Source organism: Methylocaldum sp. MU1018 (assembly GCF_053646775.1).
This window is the reverse complement of record NZ_CM132195.1, coordinates 2,531,069-2,546,408: the sequence shown is the minus strand read 5'-3', so window position 1 is coordinate 2,546,408 and position 15,340 is coordinate 2,531,069. Positions and strand designations below refer to the sequence as shown.

Genomic DNA, 15,340 nt, shown 5'->3' with positions numbered 1-15,340 from the left:
CAACATACGGTCCTTCCCATGCGCTTCAGCGAAGCCTGGCTACGAGAATACGTCAATCCATCGATAGACACGCCGAAACTGATTCATCAGTTGACCATGGCGGGTCTCGAAGTCGACAGCGCCGAACCCGCCGCCGGATCGTTCAGCGGCGTCATCGTGGCCGAAGTCCTCGAAGTGTCGCCGCATCCGCAAGCGGATCGGCTGCGAGTCTGCCGCGTGTCCGGCGGTTCCGAGGAGCCGCTGCAGATCGTATGCGGAGCGCCCAATGTCCGGGCCGGGATGCGCGTGCCGCTCGCCATCGAGGGCGCATGCCTGCCGGGCGATATTTCGATTCGGAAATCGGAACTCCGGGGCGTGGCCTCGTTCGGCATGCTGTGCTCGGCCAATGAACTGGGCATCGACGATCCGCAAACAGGCCTGATGGAATTACCCGAGGACGCGCCGGTGGGCGCCGACGTTCGGGATTATCTGAAGCTGGACGACCGCATCGTCGAGGTCGATCTGACGCCGAACCGCGCCGACTGTCTGAGCATCGAGGGCATTGCGCGCGAGGTGGCTCTGCTCAACGGCATGGATTGGATGGCGCCGGACGCGCCGGCCGTATCCGTGACCAGCCGAGATACGCTCCCGGTGAGTGTTTCCGCGGCCGAGGCGTGCCCACGCTATCTGGGACGGCTGATCAAGGGCGTATCGCGCGCGGCCCGGACGCCGCTGTGGATGCGCGAACGCTTGCGCCGCGCCGGCATCCGGTCTCTGGATGCGGTGGTGGACGTGACCAATTACGTGCTGCTGGAAATGGGGCAGCCTTTGCACGCCTTCGACGCGGCCAAGCTGGAGGGCGGCATCCAGGTTCGCTATGCCGCGCCGGGCGAGAAATTGTCCCTGCTGAACGGCGAGGAAGTCGCGCTGGATTCGGATGTCCTGGTCATCGCCGATCGACGAAAAGCCTTGGCGCTGGCGGGGATCATGGGCGGCAGCGACTCCGCCGTGGGCGACGGCACCACCGATATCTTCCTCGAATGCGCTTTTTTCACCCCGAGCGCGATCATGGGCAAGGCTCGGCGTTACGGGCTGAACACCGAATCCTCTCACCGCTTCGAGCGAGGAGTCGATCCCGAATTGCAGCGTCGCGCCATCGAACGGGCCAGCGAACTCATTCTGACCATCGCCGGCGGAGAAGCGGGACCCATCGTCGAGGCGGTCAGCCACTCGCATTTGCCGCAACGCGCGCCAATCCTGTTGCGTTACGAAAGAATTACCCGACTGCTCGGCATGAGCATCGACCGGTCCAAGGCGGCCGAAATTCTTGTGCGCTTGGGAATGACGCTGGCGGATCATGCGGAGGGCTGGACCGTGACGCCTCCGGGGTTTCGTTTCGACATCGCCATAGAAGCCGATCTCATCGAGGAGCTCGGGCGGGTCTACGGTTACGAATCGCTGCCGCGCCGCCATCCCGTCATGGCGACGGCCATGCGGCCGGTATCGGAAGGAGTGCTCGATCTGGACCGTGCGAAGAATCTCCTGGTCGATCGCGGCTATCAGGAAGCGATCACCTACAGTTTCGTCGACGAAGCGCGGCAAAAGCTGATCGAGCCTGAAATACCCTATCTGGCCCTGAAGAATCCGATTTCCTCGGATCTGGCCGTGATGCGCACCGGCCTTTGGTGCGGCTTGCTGGATGCGGCCCTCAAAAACACGTTCCGCCAGCAAAGCCGGGTGCGTTTGTTCGAAGCCGGCCTGCGCTTCGCGCAGCGGGGCGGCGGGATCGAGCAGCGGAAATCCCTGGCCGGCCTGGCGATGGGGCCGGTGTGCGAAGAGCAGTGGGGGGAAGCGGCCCGTTCGGTGGACTTTTACGATATCAAGGCCGACGTGGAGGGCCTCGTCAAACTGACCGGTCGGGAGGCCGGTTTGAAATTTGCCGCCGCGGCTCATCCGGCGCTTCACCCGGGGCAGGCGGCGGAGATTCGGCTCGGCGGCGAACGGCTCGGCTGGATCGGAATGTTGCATCCGCGCCTGGAAAAGCAACTGGGCTTCGAACAAAACGTGTTTCTGTTCGAACTCGATCAAGACGTTCTGCTGGGCCGGAAAATTCCCGTATTCCACGGCGTATCGAAATTCCCGCAGGTGCGGCGGGACATTGCGGTCATCATCGATGCGTCCGTCGCTGCCGGTCGTTTGATCGATTGCGCGAAGGAAGCCGATGGTTCTATCCTGCGCCAGGTCGTGGTGTTCGACGTCTATCGGGGGCAGGGTGTCGAGATCGGCCGGAAGAGCGTCGCTCTCGGATTGGTGTTGCAGGACGAGACCGAAACCCTGACCGACGCCAGAGTCGACGAAATCGTGGGGAGAGTCGTGGCTCGTCTGGGCCAAGAGTTCAATGCTAGGCTGAGAGATTGAAAAGATGGCACTGACCAAAGCAGACATGGTTGAGAGGCTTTTCGAGAACCACGGTATCAATAAACGGGACGCCAAGGAGTTGGTCGACCAGTTTTTCGAAGAGATCAAAACCGCTCTGGCGCAAGGGAGTTCCGTGAAATTGTCCGGGTTCGGCAATTTCGATCTTCGCGACAAGAACCAGCGGCCCGGCAGAAATCCGAAAACCGGCGAAGAGATTCCGATAACCGCGCGCCGCGTGGTGACGTTCAAGCCGGGGCAAAAATTGAAGGTCAGCGTCGAAGCGTATTCGGAAGAAAATGCTCGTCAGGAAGGCGCTTCGCGCCGTGCCAAGTCTTGAGGGGAGCCGCTCTTCAAGTTTGTTTGGATCCCATAATTCACCGATAGAACGACGAATTTCATGTCGGTTCGCGGTCCGGCATAGCCGGACATGAGCCGGTTTCCGGCGAACGCCGAGTCCGCGCGCCCATCGCCGGACGCTGAGTTTGCGGCGCCGGGCGCCTCGGTTTAACCTCTTTTTTCGTTTAAATTCACCCTCAACCGTTTCGAACGAGAGAGTCGAAAATGATCCGAGCAGGTATCGTCGGTGGTACCGGTTATACCGGTGTGGAGTTGCTGCGGATTCTCGCGCTTCATCCTGGCGTCGCCATAACGGCCGTGACTTCGCGGGCTGATGCCGGAAAGCGGATCGACGAGCTTTATCCGAACCTTCGGGGTTTCGTCGATACCGTATTCGTCGAACCTTCAGCGGACGCGCTGGCCGACTGCGACGTGGTTTTTTTCGCGACGCCCAACGGCACTGCGATGCGGATGACCGAAGCCTTGCTGTCGCGGGGCATCAAAATCATCGATCTGTCCGCCGATTTTCGCCTCAAGGATCCGGACGTGTGGGCGCGCTGGTACGGCGAGCCGCACCTTGCTCCGCACCTCCTGGATGAAGCCGTTTACGGTCTGCCGGAAGTGAATCGGACCATGATCGAATCGGCGCGGTTGATCGCCTGCCCCGGTTGTTATCCGACTTCGGTTCAATTGGCCTTGCTCCCCTTGGTCGAATCCGGCGCGATCCGCCTGGATCGCATCATCGCCGACGTGAAATCGGGCGTCAGCGGCGCCGGGCGAAAAGCCGAAATTCCGATTCTGATGAGCGAAGCGGGCGAGAGTCTCAAGGCCTATAGCGTCAAGGGCCATCGCCATTGGCCGGAAATCAGGCAAGGGCTGGAGCGGGCGGCCGGGCAGTCGGTGGGCCTCACCTTCGTGCCGCATCTGATCCCCATGATCCGGGGCATTCACGCCACGGTCTATGCCGAGTTGAACGCCGGATACGGCGATTTGCAGGCATTGTTCGAGGAGCGCTACCGTGCCGAACCGTTTGTCGACGTCCTGCCGGCCGGTTCCCATCCCGACACGCGCAACGTGCGCGGCGTAAACCGGTGCCAGGTCGCCGTCCACCGGCCTTTGGACGGCAACACGGTGGTGATTTTGTCGGTCATCGACAATTTGGTGAAAGGCGCGGCGGGTCAGGCGGTGCAGAACCTGAACCTGATGTTCGGCCTGGACGAAACGACAGGGCTCAGGAGCGTCGGGCTTTATCCCTGAAGCAACGTTGCCGCCTGAAAGTTCTTCGCTCGAACGGGAGCTGCGGAGAAACGAATTACATGCGCGTCGGGTCCAGCGTCAGCGCGTCGATGGGTACGCCCTCGTAGATTTCGCGCATATCCAGTCTCAAATCCACCGAGGCGAACTCCACGGTCTCCAACCCGGCGTATTCGATGTTTTCCCAGCCTGACTCGTGAATACGGCGGTGGATTTCCACCAGCGCCTCGTTTTGGCAGACCAGCACGTATTCCTTCAGAGAAGGCAGGGTGCGGTAGGCCAGAAGCTTTTCCCGTCTATCCGTGGCTTCGGTATGGTTGGACAGGACCTCGACGATCATGATCGGGTCCTCGACGGCGCGAGTTTGTAAGTCGATTTTCTGCACACCAGGGCCGCAGCTCACCAGGATGTCCGGATAATAGTGTGCATTGGCTTTTTCCACCCGCACTCTGATGTCGGCCATGAATACCCGGCAGGGGGTTGCGCGCAAATGAGCACGCAGGGCCACGAACAAGTTACCGGCAATAACGTTATGGCGAAGCGTCGTTCCGGTCATGGCGAACACTTCGCCGGCCACATACTCGTGACGCACAGGGCTGTCCAATTCCATCCGCAGATAGTCCTCTTCGCTGAGTATCCGGTGTTTTCGGCTTAGCATGACGGTTCTCCGACTCGAAGCGCGGTCATTATACGCTCCGGCCATATTGTGCGAGATTGGTATTTGAATATACACGCTCCGTTCTTCTCAATGGCGGATTTTCTCACGCTATTCGCCGGTAAAGCGCGATTTTCGATTACAATAGCGGGTCTATCGGAATCTTCGCCATGTCGACATCATCCCATCCGTCTGCAATCTTAACCACCATTCGCGATTACATCCGTTGGGCCGCCAGCCGCTTCGCACAAGCGGGCTTGTTTTTTGGCCACGGCACGGCCAGCGCGCTGGACGAAGCCGCTGCCCTGGTGCTCCATACCTTGCACATGCCTTACGATCTTCCCGGCGGCTATTTCGCGGCGACCTTGACCATGGACGAGCGGGAGCGCGTGATCGCGCTGATCGAGCGCCGCATCGTCGAGCGCAAGCCTCTGGCGTATCTCACCCACGAGGCCTCTTTCGCGGGCTTGTCCTTCTACGTGGACGAACGGGTATTGGTGCCGCGTTCGCCCATCGCCGAATTGATCGAAAACCATTTCGCTCCCTGGATCGAACCGGACCGGGTGCACGACGTGCTCGATCTGTGCACCGGCAGCGCGTGCATTGCCATCGCTTGCGCCTATGCCTTTCCGGAGGCCCGAGTTGACACCGTCGATATTTCGTCGGACGCCCTGGAGGTCGCGCGTATCAACATCAAGAAGCATCACCTGGAAGACCGGGTGAGCACCATCGAGTCGGACATTTATTCGAAGCTGGGCGATCGACGTTACGATCTAATCGTCAGCAATCCGCCTTACGTCAATCTCGACGAGTGGCGCGGCCTGGCGCCGGAATACCACGCCGAGCCGAGACTGGGCCTGGAAGCGGGCGAGGACGGACTTGATTGCGTACGCCGCATTCTCCGCGACGCCCATCATCATCTCAAGCCGGACGGCATTCTCGTCGTCGAAGTCGGCAGCAGCGCCGAGGCCTTGGAGTTGGCGTACCCGGAAGTTCCCTTTTATTGGCTCGATTTCGAGCGGGGCGGCGAAGGGGTGTTCCTGTTGACCGCCGAGCAGGTCGACCGGCGTAACGAGCTTTTTCAGGAGAGTTGAAAGAAGTTCCGCCAAGTTCGCCGGCGCCGAGAGAGTATGACGTTCGCTCATGTGGAATCTCTGCTAACCGTCAATCCAAGGCACGACTATTCTTGTAGGGGCAGTGAATGCGCGAATCGCATCGCTCGTTCGCGATGCGATTCCTTTTCGCCGCCACCTCGGATGGGTCGTCGCAATGATTCGACGCGATTGGCCCGTTACCAACGAACAAGATCGAGCAGACGGAAACGATGAGTGTTCAGTTAAAATTTGCCGGTATGTTTGCGCTGCTGTTATGGCTGGCGGCCTGCGGCTCCGGCGCCAAACTGCCGAAGCTTCCGGCCGAGGCGAAGGTGCTGGCGTTCGGCGATAGCTTGACTTTCGGAACCGGCGCCGATTCTGCACAGAGTTATCCATCCGTATTGCAGGGATTGATCGGCCGGGAAGTCATCAACGCCGGCGTGCCGGGCGAAACCAGCGCGGAAGGTCTGGAGCGCCTGCCGGTGCTGCTGGACGAGCATCAGCCTACGCTGTTGATTCTGTGCCACGGCGGCAATGATTTTTTGCGTAACCTGGGCGAACAGCAGGCGGCCGCCAACGTCCGGGCCATGGTCAAACTGGCCAGGGACCGCGGCATCGGTGTGATTTTGGTCGCCGTGCCCAAGTTCGGGCTGATGTTCTCGCCGCCCGAGTTTTATGAAAAGATCGCCGAGGAATTCGCGATTCCTTTCGAAACCGGGACGCTGAGCAAAATCATCCGGGACAATTCGCTCAAATCCGATTCCGTTCACCCCAACGGACCGGGCTATCGAATGCTGGCCGAGGCGGTGGCGGAGCGGCTCAAGGTGGCGGGGGCGATTTGAACCTTTCAGCTTTACCGTTCAGGAATCTTTGAAGTTTTTACCATGTCCGGAAACACCCTAGGCAAACTCTTTACCGTCACCTCCTTCGGCGAGAGCCACGGCCCCGCGATCGGCTGCATCGTGGACGGCTGTCCGCCGGGTCTGGAACTGTCCGAGGCAGACATTCAAGGAGAGCTGGAACGGCGGCGCCCCGGCAAATCCCGGCATACCACCCAGCGCCGGGAGCCGGACGAGGTGAAGATTTTGTCCGGAGTGTTCGAAGGCCGTACCACGGGCACCCCGATCGGTCTGCTGATCGAGAACGTGGATCAGCGTTCCAAGGATTACTCCACCATCGCCGACCGCTTTCGGCCGGGGCATGCCGATTACACCTACCATATGAAATATGGCTTCCGCGATTACCGCGGCGGCGGGCGCTCCTCCGCCCGCGAAACCGCCATGCGGGTGGCGGCCGGCGCCATCGCCAAGAAATATCTGAAAGAGCGGGTCGGCGTGACGATCCGTGCCTATCTGGCCCAGCTCGGCCCAATCAAGATCGATCGGGTGGTTTGGGAGGAGGTGGACAATAACCCGTTCTTCTGCCCCGATCCCGACAAAGTCGCGGAACTGGAAGCCTATATGGATGCCTTGCGCAAGGAGGGAGAGTCCATAGGCGCGCGCATCAACGTCGTCGCGACCGGCGTGCCGCCGGGCTGGGGCGAGCCGATTTTCGATCGTTTGGACGCCGAGTTGGCCTATGCCTTGATGAGCATCAACGCCGTCAAAGGGGTCGAGATCGGCGACGGCTTCGCCTGCGTCGAGGCGAAGGGCACCGAGTTCCGCGACGAGATGAGCCCGCAAGGTTTCTTGAGCAATCATGCCGGCGGCATATTGGGCGGCATTTCCTCGGGACAGGATATCGTTGCCAGCATCGCGCTGAAGCCGACTTCCAGCCTGCGCCTGCCGGGCCGTTCGGTGAACGTCCGGGGCGAACCCGTGGAGGTGATCACCACGGGCCGGCACGATCCCTGTGTCGGCATCCGGGCCACGCCCATCGCCGAAGCCATGACGGCTCTGGTGCTGATGGATCATTATCTGCGCCATCGCGCCCAGAATTCGGACGCGAGGACGGAAATGGCGCCGATCCCGTCCAAGGTTTCGTAGCTCGAACGATCTTCCGCCAGCTATGGTCCCCTCGGCGCGTAAAGTGCCTTACGGCCGGCTGTCCGGCTTTTATTTTTTCTATTTCTCGGCCCTGGGCGCGTTTCTGCCGTACTGGGCGCTTTACCTCCAGGACGCCGGATTTTCGGCGGCACAGATCGGTCAGTTGATGGCGATTTTCGCGGCGACCAAGATCGTGGCGCCGAACCTCTGGGGGTGGCTGGCGGACCGGACCGGCCGGACCCTGTCCTTGGTCCGGCTTGCCGGATTTCTGACCCTGTGCGCGTTCAGCCTGATTTTCGGGCCTGAAGGATTCGGCTGGCTCGCCCTCATCATGCTGGCATTCAGTTTCTTCTGGAACGCCACGCTGCCGCTTTTCGAAACCATCACGCTCAATCATTTGTACCATGACACACACCGGTACAGCCGGGTGCGGGTGTGGGGCTCGATCGGCTTCATCGTGGCGGTCGCGGCGGTCGGCGAGGCTTTGGACGGCGTGCTGTCGATTGCTTGCCTGCCGCAGTTGATCGTGTTGCTGTTCGGCGGCCTGTGGCTGGTCAGCCTGACGGTGCCGGGATGTCCCGAGGACATCCACGGCACGGGGCCAAGCGCCCTGTCGAACATCTTGAAGCGCGGCGACGTCATTGCTTTTTTTCTGGCGTGCATGCTGCAACAGGTCGCGCACGGTCCTTATTATGTGTTTTTTTCGGTTTACCTCGAAGATCACGGCTTCGGCAGCGGCGAGACCGGCCAGTTGTGGGCGCTCGGCGTTTTGGCGGAAATCGTGCTGTTCGCATTTCTGCACCGTCTTTTGGCGCGCTACAGCCTTAGGCGGATCTTTCTGGCGAGCCTCGCCCTCAGCGTAGTGCGCTGGCTGTTGATTGCCTGGGGCATCGACAGTCTTGCGGCGATTCTTTCGGGCCAACTGCTGCACGCGGCGAGTTTCGGCTCCGCCCATGTGGCCGCCATTCATCTGGTGCACCGTCATTTTCGAGGTCCGCACCACGGCAAAGGGCAAGCCCTTTACAGCGGCCTCAGTTTCGGCCTGGGCGGCGCGCTGGGCAGTCTCTATAGCGGATATTTCTGGGCGGCGTGGGGGCCGCACTGGGTCTACACGGCGGCGGCGGGCGCGAGCTTTTTGGCTTTGCTGATCGCCTGGCCGTCCGTTGGCAAGCGGGATGCGGATTGACCGTTTCGCCGCTGGTATTGAAAGATGTAGCAATGAATGTAAGACGAAACCGGAGTCATGGGTATGAGTAATTCCCTGAGAGATCAGCTTCTGAAGGCGGGCCTGGTCAACGACAAGCAGGTCAAGCAGGCCGGCAAGGAGGCGCGAAAACAGGAAAAGCAGAGCCGTCACGGCAATGCGGCCGCGAAAGACGAGGACAAGCGCACGATTCAGGAGGCCAAGGCGGCGAAAGCCGAACGCGACCGCCAGCTCAATCTGGAAAAAGCCAAAGAAGCGGAAAGAAAAGCAATCGCGGTGCAAATCAAGCAGTTGATCGAGGAAAATCGCGTCCCGCCGGGGGAAGACGAGATCGCCTACCGGTTCGCGCACGACAACAAGGTCAAGACTCTCCATGTATCCAAGGCGATACAACAAAGTCTGGTTGCCGGCAGGCTCGCGATTGCCAGTCTGGAGTCGCGGTACGAAATCGTCCCGCTGCCGGTGGCCGAAAAAATCAGGCAGCGGGACGAAAGCCGGATCGTCCTGCTCAACCCGCCCGAGCAAGCGCGGGAGGCCGACGACGAATATGCGGATTACAAGGTGCCGGACGACCTGATGTGGTAGGTCTCTAATTCGACGGGTTGATCAAATCATTCCCAGTTGAAGCTTCGCCACTTCGGACATCATGTCGCGCGACCACGGCGGATCGAAGACCACCTCGACGTTCACCCTGTTCACGCCGGGGAGATTCTTGACCGCCGCCTCGGCATCGTATTGCAGGACGGGGCCCATGCCGCAGCCCGGCGCGGTGAGGGTCATGATGATGTCGACGTCGTTCTTGCCCTCTTCGAGAGGCGTCACCTTGCAGTGATAGACCAGCCCCAAGTCGACGATGTTGACCGGTATCTCGGGATCGAAAATGGTTCTCAGCACTTCCCAGACGTTTTTTTCGACCGTTTGGGGATCCGTGCCGCTGACCAGATTGCCCATGATCGGCGGCTCTTTGCCGAGCGCGTCGGCATCGTTTCCGGCGATGCGCGCCATCTGGCCCATTTCGGTGACCACGGTGAAATTGCCGCCCAGAGACTGGTACAGGGTGACCACATGGCCTTTCGGCAGTGAACCGGGCGTGCCGTCGGGGATCTGCACGACGTTGACATCCCGTTGAAGGACGATGCTTTCGCGACCGTAACCGTACATAAGTGTTATGCGTTGTTGATCAAATAAGTACTTGAAGTCGTTTCGTTTGGACTCAGCAGGCGGGCGATTTGCTCCGCATGGATGTCCGGCAAAGGCAGACCCGCCGGGTTCTCGGCCGGATAGGCGCGCCGGCGAAGCGTGGACTGCATGGGACCTGGCGAATACAGGTGAACGCGGACCTTGCGGCTTTCCAGTTCGTCCGCGAGCATCCGCCCGAAGCCTTCCAGTCCGATCTTGGCCACGCCATAGGCGCCCCAATAGGCTTTACCGGTTCGAGCCACCGAATCGGTAACAAAGATGATGGCCGAACCGGGCGATTTCGAGATCAGCGGCAGGAGCTCCCGCGTCAGCAGAAACGGCGCGGTCAGGTTGACGTGCAGCAGACGCTGCCACAGCCCGCCGCCGATATCGCTGACCGGCCCGAGCGCGCCGAGTTCGGCGGCGCAGTGCGCCAGGCCGTGCAGCGCGCCGAATTCCCGCTCGACCGTGGCGGCGAGATCGCGGTAATCGTTCTCGGCGGCGCCCGCCAGATCGAGGGGATAAATCGCAGGCTGCGGACCTCCTGCGGCCACAATCGCGTCGTAGACCTTTTCCAACTTGGGTATGGTCTTGCCGAGCAGAATCACCGTTGCGCCCTCGGCGGCGCAGGTTTTCGAGACCGCCGAGCCGAGCCCGCCGCCGGCGCCGGTGACGAGAACGATGCGGTCTTTAAGCCGCGATCCGCTCATGACGGCGCCCCGTCCAGCCAGGGGATTAAATCGCAGGGCGTCGCAAGCAGCCCGTCGGCGCCCCAGTCGCGGGGCGTATCGTCCGCGGCGATATAGCCGTACAGCGCGGTCAGGGTCGTCATGCCGGCGCGGCGGCCGGCCTCCGCGTCTCCGGGGGCGTCGCCGACGTAGACGCAAGCTTCCGGAGCCAGCTTCAAACGCCGGCTGGCTTCCAGAAGCGGCAGGGGATGGGGCTTCTTTTCGGCGGTCGTGTCGCCGCTGATGACGCATCCGGCGCGATCGGCCAGGTTCAGCTTTGCCAGCAAGGGATCTGTGAAGCGGCTCATCTTGTTGGTGACGATGCCCCAGGGAAGGCCGCGCCGTTCGAGCTCGTCGAGTACGGATTCGATGCCGTCGAAGAATCGGGTGCGGTCGGCGACATGGGCTTGGTAAAGTTCCAGGGTCCGTTGCAGCACGCGGTCGAAAAGCATTTGTTCGCAGTCGCCGTTGAAGGCGCAGCGCAGCATGGCGGCGGCGCCGCCCGAAATGCGGGGCTTGAGTTCGTCCACGGAACGCGGCGGAATGTCGGCTTCGGCGAGCGCGGCATTGGCGGCGAAGACCAGGTCGGGCGCGGTGTCGAGCAAAGTTCCGTCCAGATCGAACAGCACGGCGGAAACCGTCGGGTTCTCGGCCATGTGTTTATGCCTCGGGTCTCGAGAATGCGGCCAGGTAATTGACGTCCAAATCGCGGCTCAGGGTGAATTGGCCGGTGATCGGGTTGTACGCGATGCCGTCCATGCCGAGAAGCTCGAGCCCCGATTCCCGCGCCCAGCGGCCGAGTTCGGACGGCTTGATGAAGGTCGCGTAATCGTGGGTGCCCTTGGGGATCATGTTCAACAGGTATTCCGCGCCGACGATCGCCAACAGATAGGCTTTGAGCTTCCGGTTCAGCGTTGAGAAAAACACCCGGCCGCCCGGTTTGACCAGCCTGGCGCAGGCCCCGACCACCGATGCGGGGTCCGGCACGTGTTCCAGCATTTCCATGCAGGTCACGATGTCGAAGCCGGCGGGTTCCGCTTCGGCGAGCGCCTCGGCGCCGATACGCCGGTACTCCACGACTATCCCGGATTCGTCCGCATGGGCTTTCGCGACATTCAGAAGCTCTTCGGCGAGGTCGATGCCGACCACCTGAGCGCCAGCCCGCGCCAGTCCCTCGCTCAATATTCCGCCGCCGCAGCCGACATCGACGATGCGCTTGCCTTCGAGTTCCGCGAACGACCGGATGAACTGGATGCGCAGGGGATTGACCGCGTGCAGGGTCTTGAATTCGCCGCCGGGGTCCCACCAGCGATCGGCCAGTGCGCCGAATTTCCGGATTTCGTGTTCGTTGACATTTTCGGTGCTGGTCATGGCCGTTCCTGTACGCTGATTAATTTTTCCCGCCAGGCGGCGGCTTTCTGGAAAATTTCTTCGGTGTTCAGGGTCGTCAGCTCGCGGTTTTTCAGAAGCTGTCGTCCCGCCACCCAAACGTCGCTGATCTGATGGCGTCCGGCCGCATAGACGACGTTCGAGATCGGGTCGTACAGCGGTTGGGTTTCGAGTTCGTCGAGGCGGATGGCCGCGATGTCGGCGGACTTTCCGATCTCCAGCGAGCCGATCTCCGCTTCGAGTCCCAAGGCCTTGGCGCCGTTGAGAGTCGCCATGCGCAACGCGGTATGGGCCGGAACCGCGCCGGCGTCGCCCGAGACCGCCTTGGCGAGGAGAGCGGCGGCGCGCATTTCGCCCATCACGTCGAGGTCGTTGTTGCTGGCCGCCCCGTCGGTGCCGATGGCGACGTTGATGCCCGCCTTAACCAGCTTGGCGACGGGACAGAAGCCGCTCGCCAGCTTCAGGTTGGATTCGGGGCAATGCACGACGCTGCCGCCGGATTCGGCAAAATATGCAATTTCTTCATCCGTGAGCTGGGTCATGTGCACGGCGACGAACGAGGGCCCCAAGAGGTCCAGTTGTTGAAGCCGCTTCATGGGGTGCATGCCGTAACGCTGCCGGCCCTGCTCGATTTCGTCCCGGGTTTCGTGCAGGTGCATGTGGATCGGACGGTCCAGTTCCGCCGCCAGGGTGCGGACTTTCAGCAAGGGCTCGTCCGAGACGGAATAGGGCGCGTGCGGCGCGAAAGCCGTGCTGATCAAGGAGTTATGGCGAAGTTCGTCGTGCAGCGCCAGTCCCTTGGACAGATACTCGTCGGGTCCGCTCGCCCAGGCGCTGGGGAAATCGACCAGGATCAGGCCGACCACGGCGCGTATGCCGCAGCGCGCCGCCTGACGGGCGCTGACCTCGGGGAAGAAATACATGTCGTTGAAGCAGGTGACGCCTCCGCGAATCATCTCGGCCATCGCCAGATCGGTGCCGTCGCGTACGAAATTTTCGCCGACCCATTTCTGTTCCAGCGGCCAGATGTGTTCGAGCAGCCATTCCATCAGCGGCCGGTCGTCGGCCACGCCGCGCAGCAAAGACATGGCGGCGTGGGTGTGGGCGTTGACGAAGCCCGGAATCAAGGCGTGGCGATCGAACGACTCCACCGCTGCGGCTCGATATTTGGCTTCGGCTTCCGAGGCCGGCAGGATGTCCACGATCCGCCCGCCGTCGACGGCGAGCGCATGATTTTCCAGTGCGATACGGTCGGGCTCGACCGGAATGATCCAGCGCGCCTTCAGCAGAGTGTCGATCAGCATTCGATAACCCAGTGTTTCACTAAACTTTATCACGAGGCGTCCGGCCTGTGCATCCCGCGCCGAACGAAGGGGGCATTTTAACCGATGCGGCAAAGACCCTTACAATTCATGTTTTTGAGCGTGACGATGACATGACGATGCATCAACCGAGAGCCGGTCGGCGCATGAGCGCCGTGCCACAGCCTATCATTCCCGTCATTGCCGAGTTGATCCGGAGCACTCCCGGAACCATTTCGCTGGGGCAGGGCGTGGTGTTCTACGGTCCGCCGTCCAGCGCCGGCGAAGCGATTCGGGATTTTTTCGGAAAGCCCGAAAATCAGAAGTACGGCCCGGTTCAGGGCCTGCCCCGGCTGCTCGAATCGATCGAGCGCAAACTGGCGGCCGAGAACGGCATCGTCTGTGCTGCGGGACGGCGCATCGTGGTGACGGCCGGCGGCAACATGGAGTTTCTCAACGCTCTGTTCGCCATCGCCGATCCGGGCGACGAAGTCATCCTGCCGCTGCCGTATTATTTCAATCAGGAAATGGCGATCCGGATGCTCAACTGCACGCCGGTGTTCGTGCCGACGGACGAGAACCATCAACTTAGAACCGATCTCATCCGCGCCGCCGTTACCGGGAAAACGCGGGCGATCGTCACCATTTCGCCGAACAACCCGAGCGGAACGGTTTATTCGGAAGCGGCTCTGCGGGCGGTCAACGCCATTTGCCGGGAACGCGGGATTTACCATATCAGCGACGAAGCCTACGAATATTTCACCTACGGCGGCGCGACGCATTTTTCGCCGGCCTCCGTGCAGAACTCCGAGCCGCACACCATCTCCCTGTTCTCGCTCTCCAAAGCTTACGGTTTCGCAAGCTGGCGCATCGGCTACATGGTGATTCCCGAACATCTGTACGAGGCGGTGCTGAAGGCTCAGGACACCAATCTCATCTGCGCGCCCTCGATTTCGCAGCACGCCGCGGCCGGCGCGCTCGAAACGGGTTCCGGCTATTGCCGCGAAAAGCTCGAGACCATCGGGCGGGTTCGCGATATCGTTCTGGACGAATTGCGGAGTCTTTCCGATATCTGCCGGGTTCCGGAAGCCCAAGGCGCTTTCTACATTCTGCTCAAGATCGACACCGGTCTCGATTCGATGACGGTCGCGGAACGGCTGATCCGGGAGCATAAGGTGGCCGTCATTCCGGGCAGGGCGTTCGGATTGGAAGAGGGCTGTTATCTGCGGGTGGCCTACGGCGCCCTGGAGCCCGAGACGGCTGCCGCGGGCGCGCGGAGGCTGGTGCGGGGAGTGCGCGCCCTTGCGGAGGCTTCATCCGCCGGATTCGCATTGGATTGACGGAGATTCCCTCGGTGGATGCCGCTGCGCCGTGAAACTTCTCCGCGATGTCCGCAGCGGTTTTTCGGAAAGCCGAATGGCGCGGGCGGCCGCTGCCGAAGCGCTATATCAGATCAATTCGGCTATGCTGTTGGCGGCTCTTTTAACGTCCAGGAAGATCAGGCCCAGTTTGGCGTTGGGTTTGGCCAATACGGTCAAAACCGCATCTTTGCCGGCATAAGTCATCAGCACATATCCCCTGTCGCCTTTGATGAGCACCTGTTCGAGAGTGCCGCGAGACAGTTCCTGGGCGGTGCGGTCGCCCAGCGACAACATCGCGGCGCTCATCGCGCCGACCCGGTCTTCGTCCAGCGAAGCGGGCAATACCGCGGCCATCATCAAACCGTCGGTCGAGACGACGCCCGTCGCCTCGATATCCGCGGAAGCGCCGTTCAACTCCGAAAGTATGGAAACGAGCATTTCTGAACGCATCGGATTC

16 protein-coding genes are annotated in these 15,340 nt (G+C 61.3%); 9 read left to right on the top strand and 7 right to left on the bottom strand.

Going from position 1 to position 15,340, the window contains the following annotated elements; genetic code table 11:
* The first annotated feature begins 18 nt into the window (after positions 1 to 18).
* From pheT to argC, 3 genes are all read left to right on the top strand, one after another.
* A complete protein-coding gene (pheT, locus tag ACWJKU_RS11675; RefSeq protein WP_454142476.1) occupies positions 19 to 2,397 on the top strand; it encodes a phenylalanine--tRNA ligase subunit beta in 2,379 nt (792 codons plus the stop codon).
* 4 nt (positions 2,398 to 2,401) lie between these two features.
* Complete coding sequence (locus ACWJKU_RS11670) at positions 2,402 to 2,734, top strand: integration host factor subunit alpha (protein WP_454142475.1); 333 nt, start codon at positions 2,402 to 2,404, stop codon at positions 2,732 to 2,734.
* Between the two features lie 224 nt (positions 2,735 to 2,958).
* Positions 2,959 to 3,990 (top strand): N-acetyl-gamma-glutamyl-phosphate reductase, encoded by a 1,032-nt coding sequence (gene argC / locus ACWJKU_RS11665; protein WP_454142474.1) that lies wholly within the window; start codon positions 2,959 to 2,961, stop codon positions 3,988 to 3,990.
* A gap of 55 nt (positions 3,991 to 4,045) precedes the next feature.
* Here the strand turns inward: argC and ACWJKU_RS11660 are convergent, their stop codons facing one another.
* Positions 4,046 to 4,645, bottom strand: coding sequence for a Uma2 family endonuclease (locus ACWJKU_RS11660; protein ID WP_454142473.1), 600 nt, complete (start codon positions 4,643 to 4,645; stop codon positions 4,046 to 4,048).
* 167 nt (positions 4,646 to 4,812) lie between these two features.
* Between ACWJKU_RS11660 and prmB the strand changes: the two genes are divergently transcribed.
* From prmB to ACWJKU_RS11635, 5 genes are all read left to right on the top strand, one after another.
* Entirely contained in the window at positions 4,813 to 5,736 is a 924-nt protein-coding gene (gene prmB, locus ACWJKU_RS11655) for a 50S ribosomal protein L3 N(5)-glutamine methyltransferase (protein ID WP_454142472.1), read from the top strand.
* Between the two features lie 230 nt (positions 5,737 to 5,966).
* Complete coding sequence (locus ACWJKU_RS11650; protein WP_454142471.1) at positions 5,967 to 6,578, top strand: arylesterase; 612 nt, start codon at positions 5,967 to 5,969, stop codon at positions 6,576 to 6,578.
* 42 nt (positions 6,579 to 6,620) lie between these two features.
* On the top strand, positions 6,621 to 7,721 hold the full coding sequence (gene aroC, locus ACWJKU_RS11645) for a chorismate synthase (RefSeq protein ID WP_454142470.1): 1,101 nt from the start codon (positions 6,621 to 6,623) through the stop codon (positions 7,719 to 7,721).
* Between the two features lie 22 nt (positions 7,722 to 7,743).
* Entirely contained in the window at positions 7,744 to 8,907 is a 1,164-nt protein-coding gene (locus ACWJKU_RS11640) for an MFS transporter (RefSeq protein WP_454142469.1), read from the top strand.
* A gap of 63 nt (positions 8,908 to 8,970) precedes the next feature.
* Positions 8,971 to 9,510, top strand: coding sequence for a DUF2058 domain-containing protein (locus ACWJKU_RS11635; protein ID WP_454142468.1), 540 nt, complete (start codon positions 8,971 to 8,973; stop codon positions 9,508 to 9,510).
* Positions 9,511 to 9,531: 21 nt separating this feature from the next.
* On the opposite strand, the gene sufT is transcribed toward ACWJKU_RS11635, so the two are convergent.
* Genes sufT through ACWJKU_RS11610 form a run of 5 tightly spaced genes read right to left on the bottom strand, consistent with a single transcriptional unit; the run spans position 9,532 to position 13,525 of the window.
* A complete protein-coding gene (sufT, locus tag ACWJKU_RS11630) occupies positions 9,532 to 10,086 on the bottom strand; it encodes a putative Fe-S cluster assembly protein SufT (RefSeq protein ID WP_454142467.1) in 555 nt (184 codons plus the stop codon).
* A gap of 5 nt (positions 10,087 to 10,091) precedes the next feature.
* Positions 10,092 to 10,814 (bottom strand): SDR family NAD(P)-dependent oxidoreductase, encoded by a 723-nt coding sequence (locus ACWJKU_RS11625; protein WP_454142466.1) that lies wholly within the window; start codon positions 10,812 to 10,814, stop codon positions 10,092 to 10,094.
* Positions 10,811 to 11,488: an HAD family hydrolase gene (locus ACWJKU_RS11620; RefSeq protein WP_454142465.1), complete on the bottom strand. Its 678-nt coding sequence runs from the start codon at positions 11,486 to 11,488 to the stop codon at positions 10,811 to 10,813. Before ACWJKU_RS11620 ends, ACWJKU_RS11625 begins: the two co-directional genes overlap by 4 nt.
* Positions 11,489 to 11,492: 4 nt before the next feature.
* Positions 11,493 to 12,203, bottom strand: a complete 711-nt coding sequence (gene ubiG, locus ACWJKU_RS11615; RefSeq protein WP_454142464.1) for a bifunctional 2-polyprenyl-6-hydroxyphenol methylase/3-demethylubiquinol 3-O-methyltransferase UbiG — start codon at positions 12,201 to 12,203, stop codon at positions 11,493 to 11,495.
* Entirely contained in the window at positions 12,200 to 13,525 is a 1,326-nt protein-coding gene (locus ACWJKU_RS11610; RefSeq protein ID WP_454142463.1) for a TRZ/ATZ family hydrolase, read from the bottom strand. The genes ubiG and ACWJKU_RS11610 overlap by 4 nt, the downstream gene beginning before the upstream one ends.
* 137 nt (positions 13,526 to 13,662) lie before the next feature.
* Between ACWJKU_RS11610 and ACWJKU_RS11605 the strand changes: the two genes are divergently transcribed.
* Positions 13,663 to 14,862 carry a pyridoxal phosphate-dependent aminotransferase gene (locus tag ACWJKU_RS11605; protein WP_454142462.1) on the top strand — a complete coding sequence of 400 codons (1,200 nt, stop codon included), beginning with the start codon at positions 13,663 to 13,665 and terminating at the stop codon, positions 14,860 to 14,862.
* Positions 14,863 to 14,970: 108 nt separating this feature from the next.
* Here ACWJKU_RS11605 and ACWJKU_RS11600 read toward each other — a convergent pair whose 3' ends face one another.
* The gene (locus tag ACWJKU_RS11600) at positions 14,971 to 15,333 is read right to left on the bottom strand and encodes a roadblock/LC7 domain-containing protein (RefSeq protein ID WP_454142461.1); all 363 of its coding nucleotides are present in this window, start codon (positions 15,331 to 15,333) and stop codon (positions 14,971 to 14,973) included.
* Positions 15,334 to 15,340: the final 7 nt, after the last annotated feature.

Excerpts from the sequence above, each read along its gene's own strand:
- pheT (WP_454142476.1), top strand. The coding sequence starts at position 19 with ATGCGCTTCAGCGAAGCCTGGCTACGAGAATACGTCAATCCATCGATA.
- ACWJKU_RS11670 (WP_454142475.1), top strand. The coding sequence starts at position 2,402 with ATGGCACTGACCAAAGCAGACATGGTTGAGAGGCTTTTCGAGAACCAC.
- argC (WP_454142474.1), top strand. The coding sequence starts at position 2,959 with ATGATCCGAGCAGGTATCGTCGGTGGTACCGGTTATACCGGTGTGGAG.
- ACWJKU_RS11660 (WP_454142473.1), bottom strand. The coding sequence starts at position 4,645 with ATGCTAAGCCGAAAACACCGGATACTCAGCGAAGAGGACTATCTGCGG.
- prmB (WP_454142472.1), top strand. The coding sequence starts at position 4,813 with ATGTCGACATCATCCCATCCGTCTGCAATCTTAACCACCATTCGCGAT.
- ACWJKU_RS11650 (WP_454142471.1), top strand. The coding sequence starts at position 5,967 with ATGAGTGTTCAGTTAAAATTTGCCGGTATGTTTGCGCTGCTGTTATGG.
- aroC (WP_454142470.1), top strand. The coding sequence starts at position 6,621 with ATGTCCGGAAACACCCTAGGCAAACTCTTTACCGTCACCTCCTTCGGC.
- ACWJKU_RS11640 (WP_454142469.1), top strand. The coding sequence starts at position 7,744 with ATGGTCCCCTCGGCGCGTAAAGTGCCTTACGGCCGGCTGTCCGGCTTT.
- ACWJKU_RS11635 (WP_454142468.1), top strand. The coding sequence starts at position 8,971 with ATGAGTAATTCCCTGAGAGATCAGCTTCTGAAGGCGGGCCTGGTCAAC.
- sufT (WP_454142467.1), bottom strand. The coding sequence starts at position 10,086 with ATGTACGGTTACGGTCGCGAAAGCATCGTCCTTCAACGGGATGTCAAC.
- ACWJKU_RS11625 (WP_454142466.1), bottom strand. The coding sequence starts at position 10,814 with ATGAGCGGATCGCGGCTTAAAGACCGCATCGTTCTCGTCACCGGCGCC.
- ACWJKU_RS11620 (WP_454142465.1), bottom strand. The coding sequence starts at position 11,488 with ATGGCCGAGAACCCGACGGTTTCCGCCGTGCTGTTCGATCTGGACGGA.
- ubiG (WP_454142464.1), bottom strand. The coding sequence starts at position 12,203 with ATGACCAGCACCGAAAATGTCAACGAACACGAAATCCGGAAATTCGGC.
- ACWJKU_RS11610 (WP_454142463.1), bottom strand. The coding sequence starts at position 13,525 with ATGCTGATCGACACTCTGCTGAAGGCGCGCTGGATCATTCCGGTCGAG.
- ACWJKU_RS11605 (WP_454142462.1), top strand. The coding sequence starts at position 13,663 with ATGCATCAACCGAGAGCCGGTCGGCGCATGAGCGCCGTGCCACAGCCT.
- ACWJKU_RS11600 (WP_454142461.1), bottom strand. The coding sequence starts at position 15,333 with ATGCGTTCAGAAATGCTCGTTTCCATACTTTCGGAGTTGAACGGCGCT.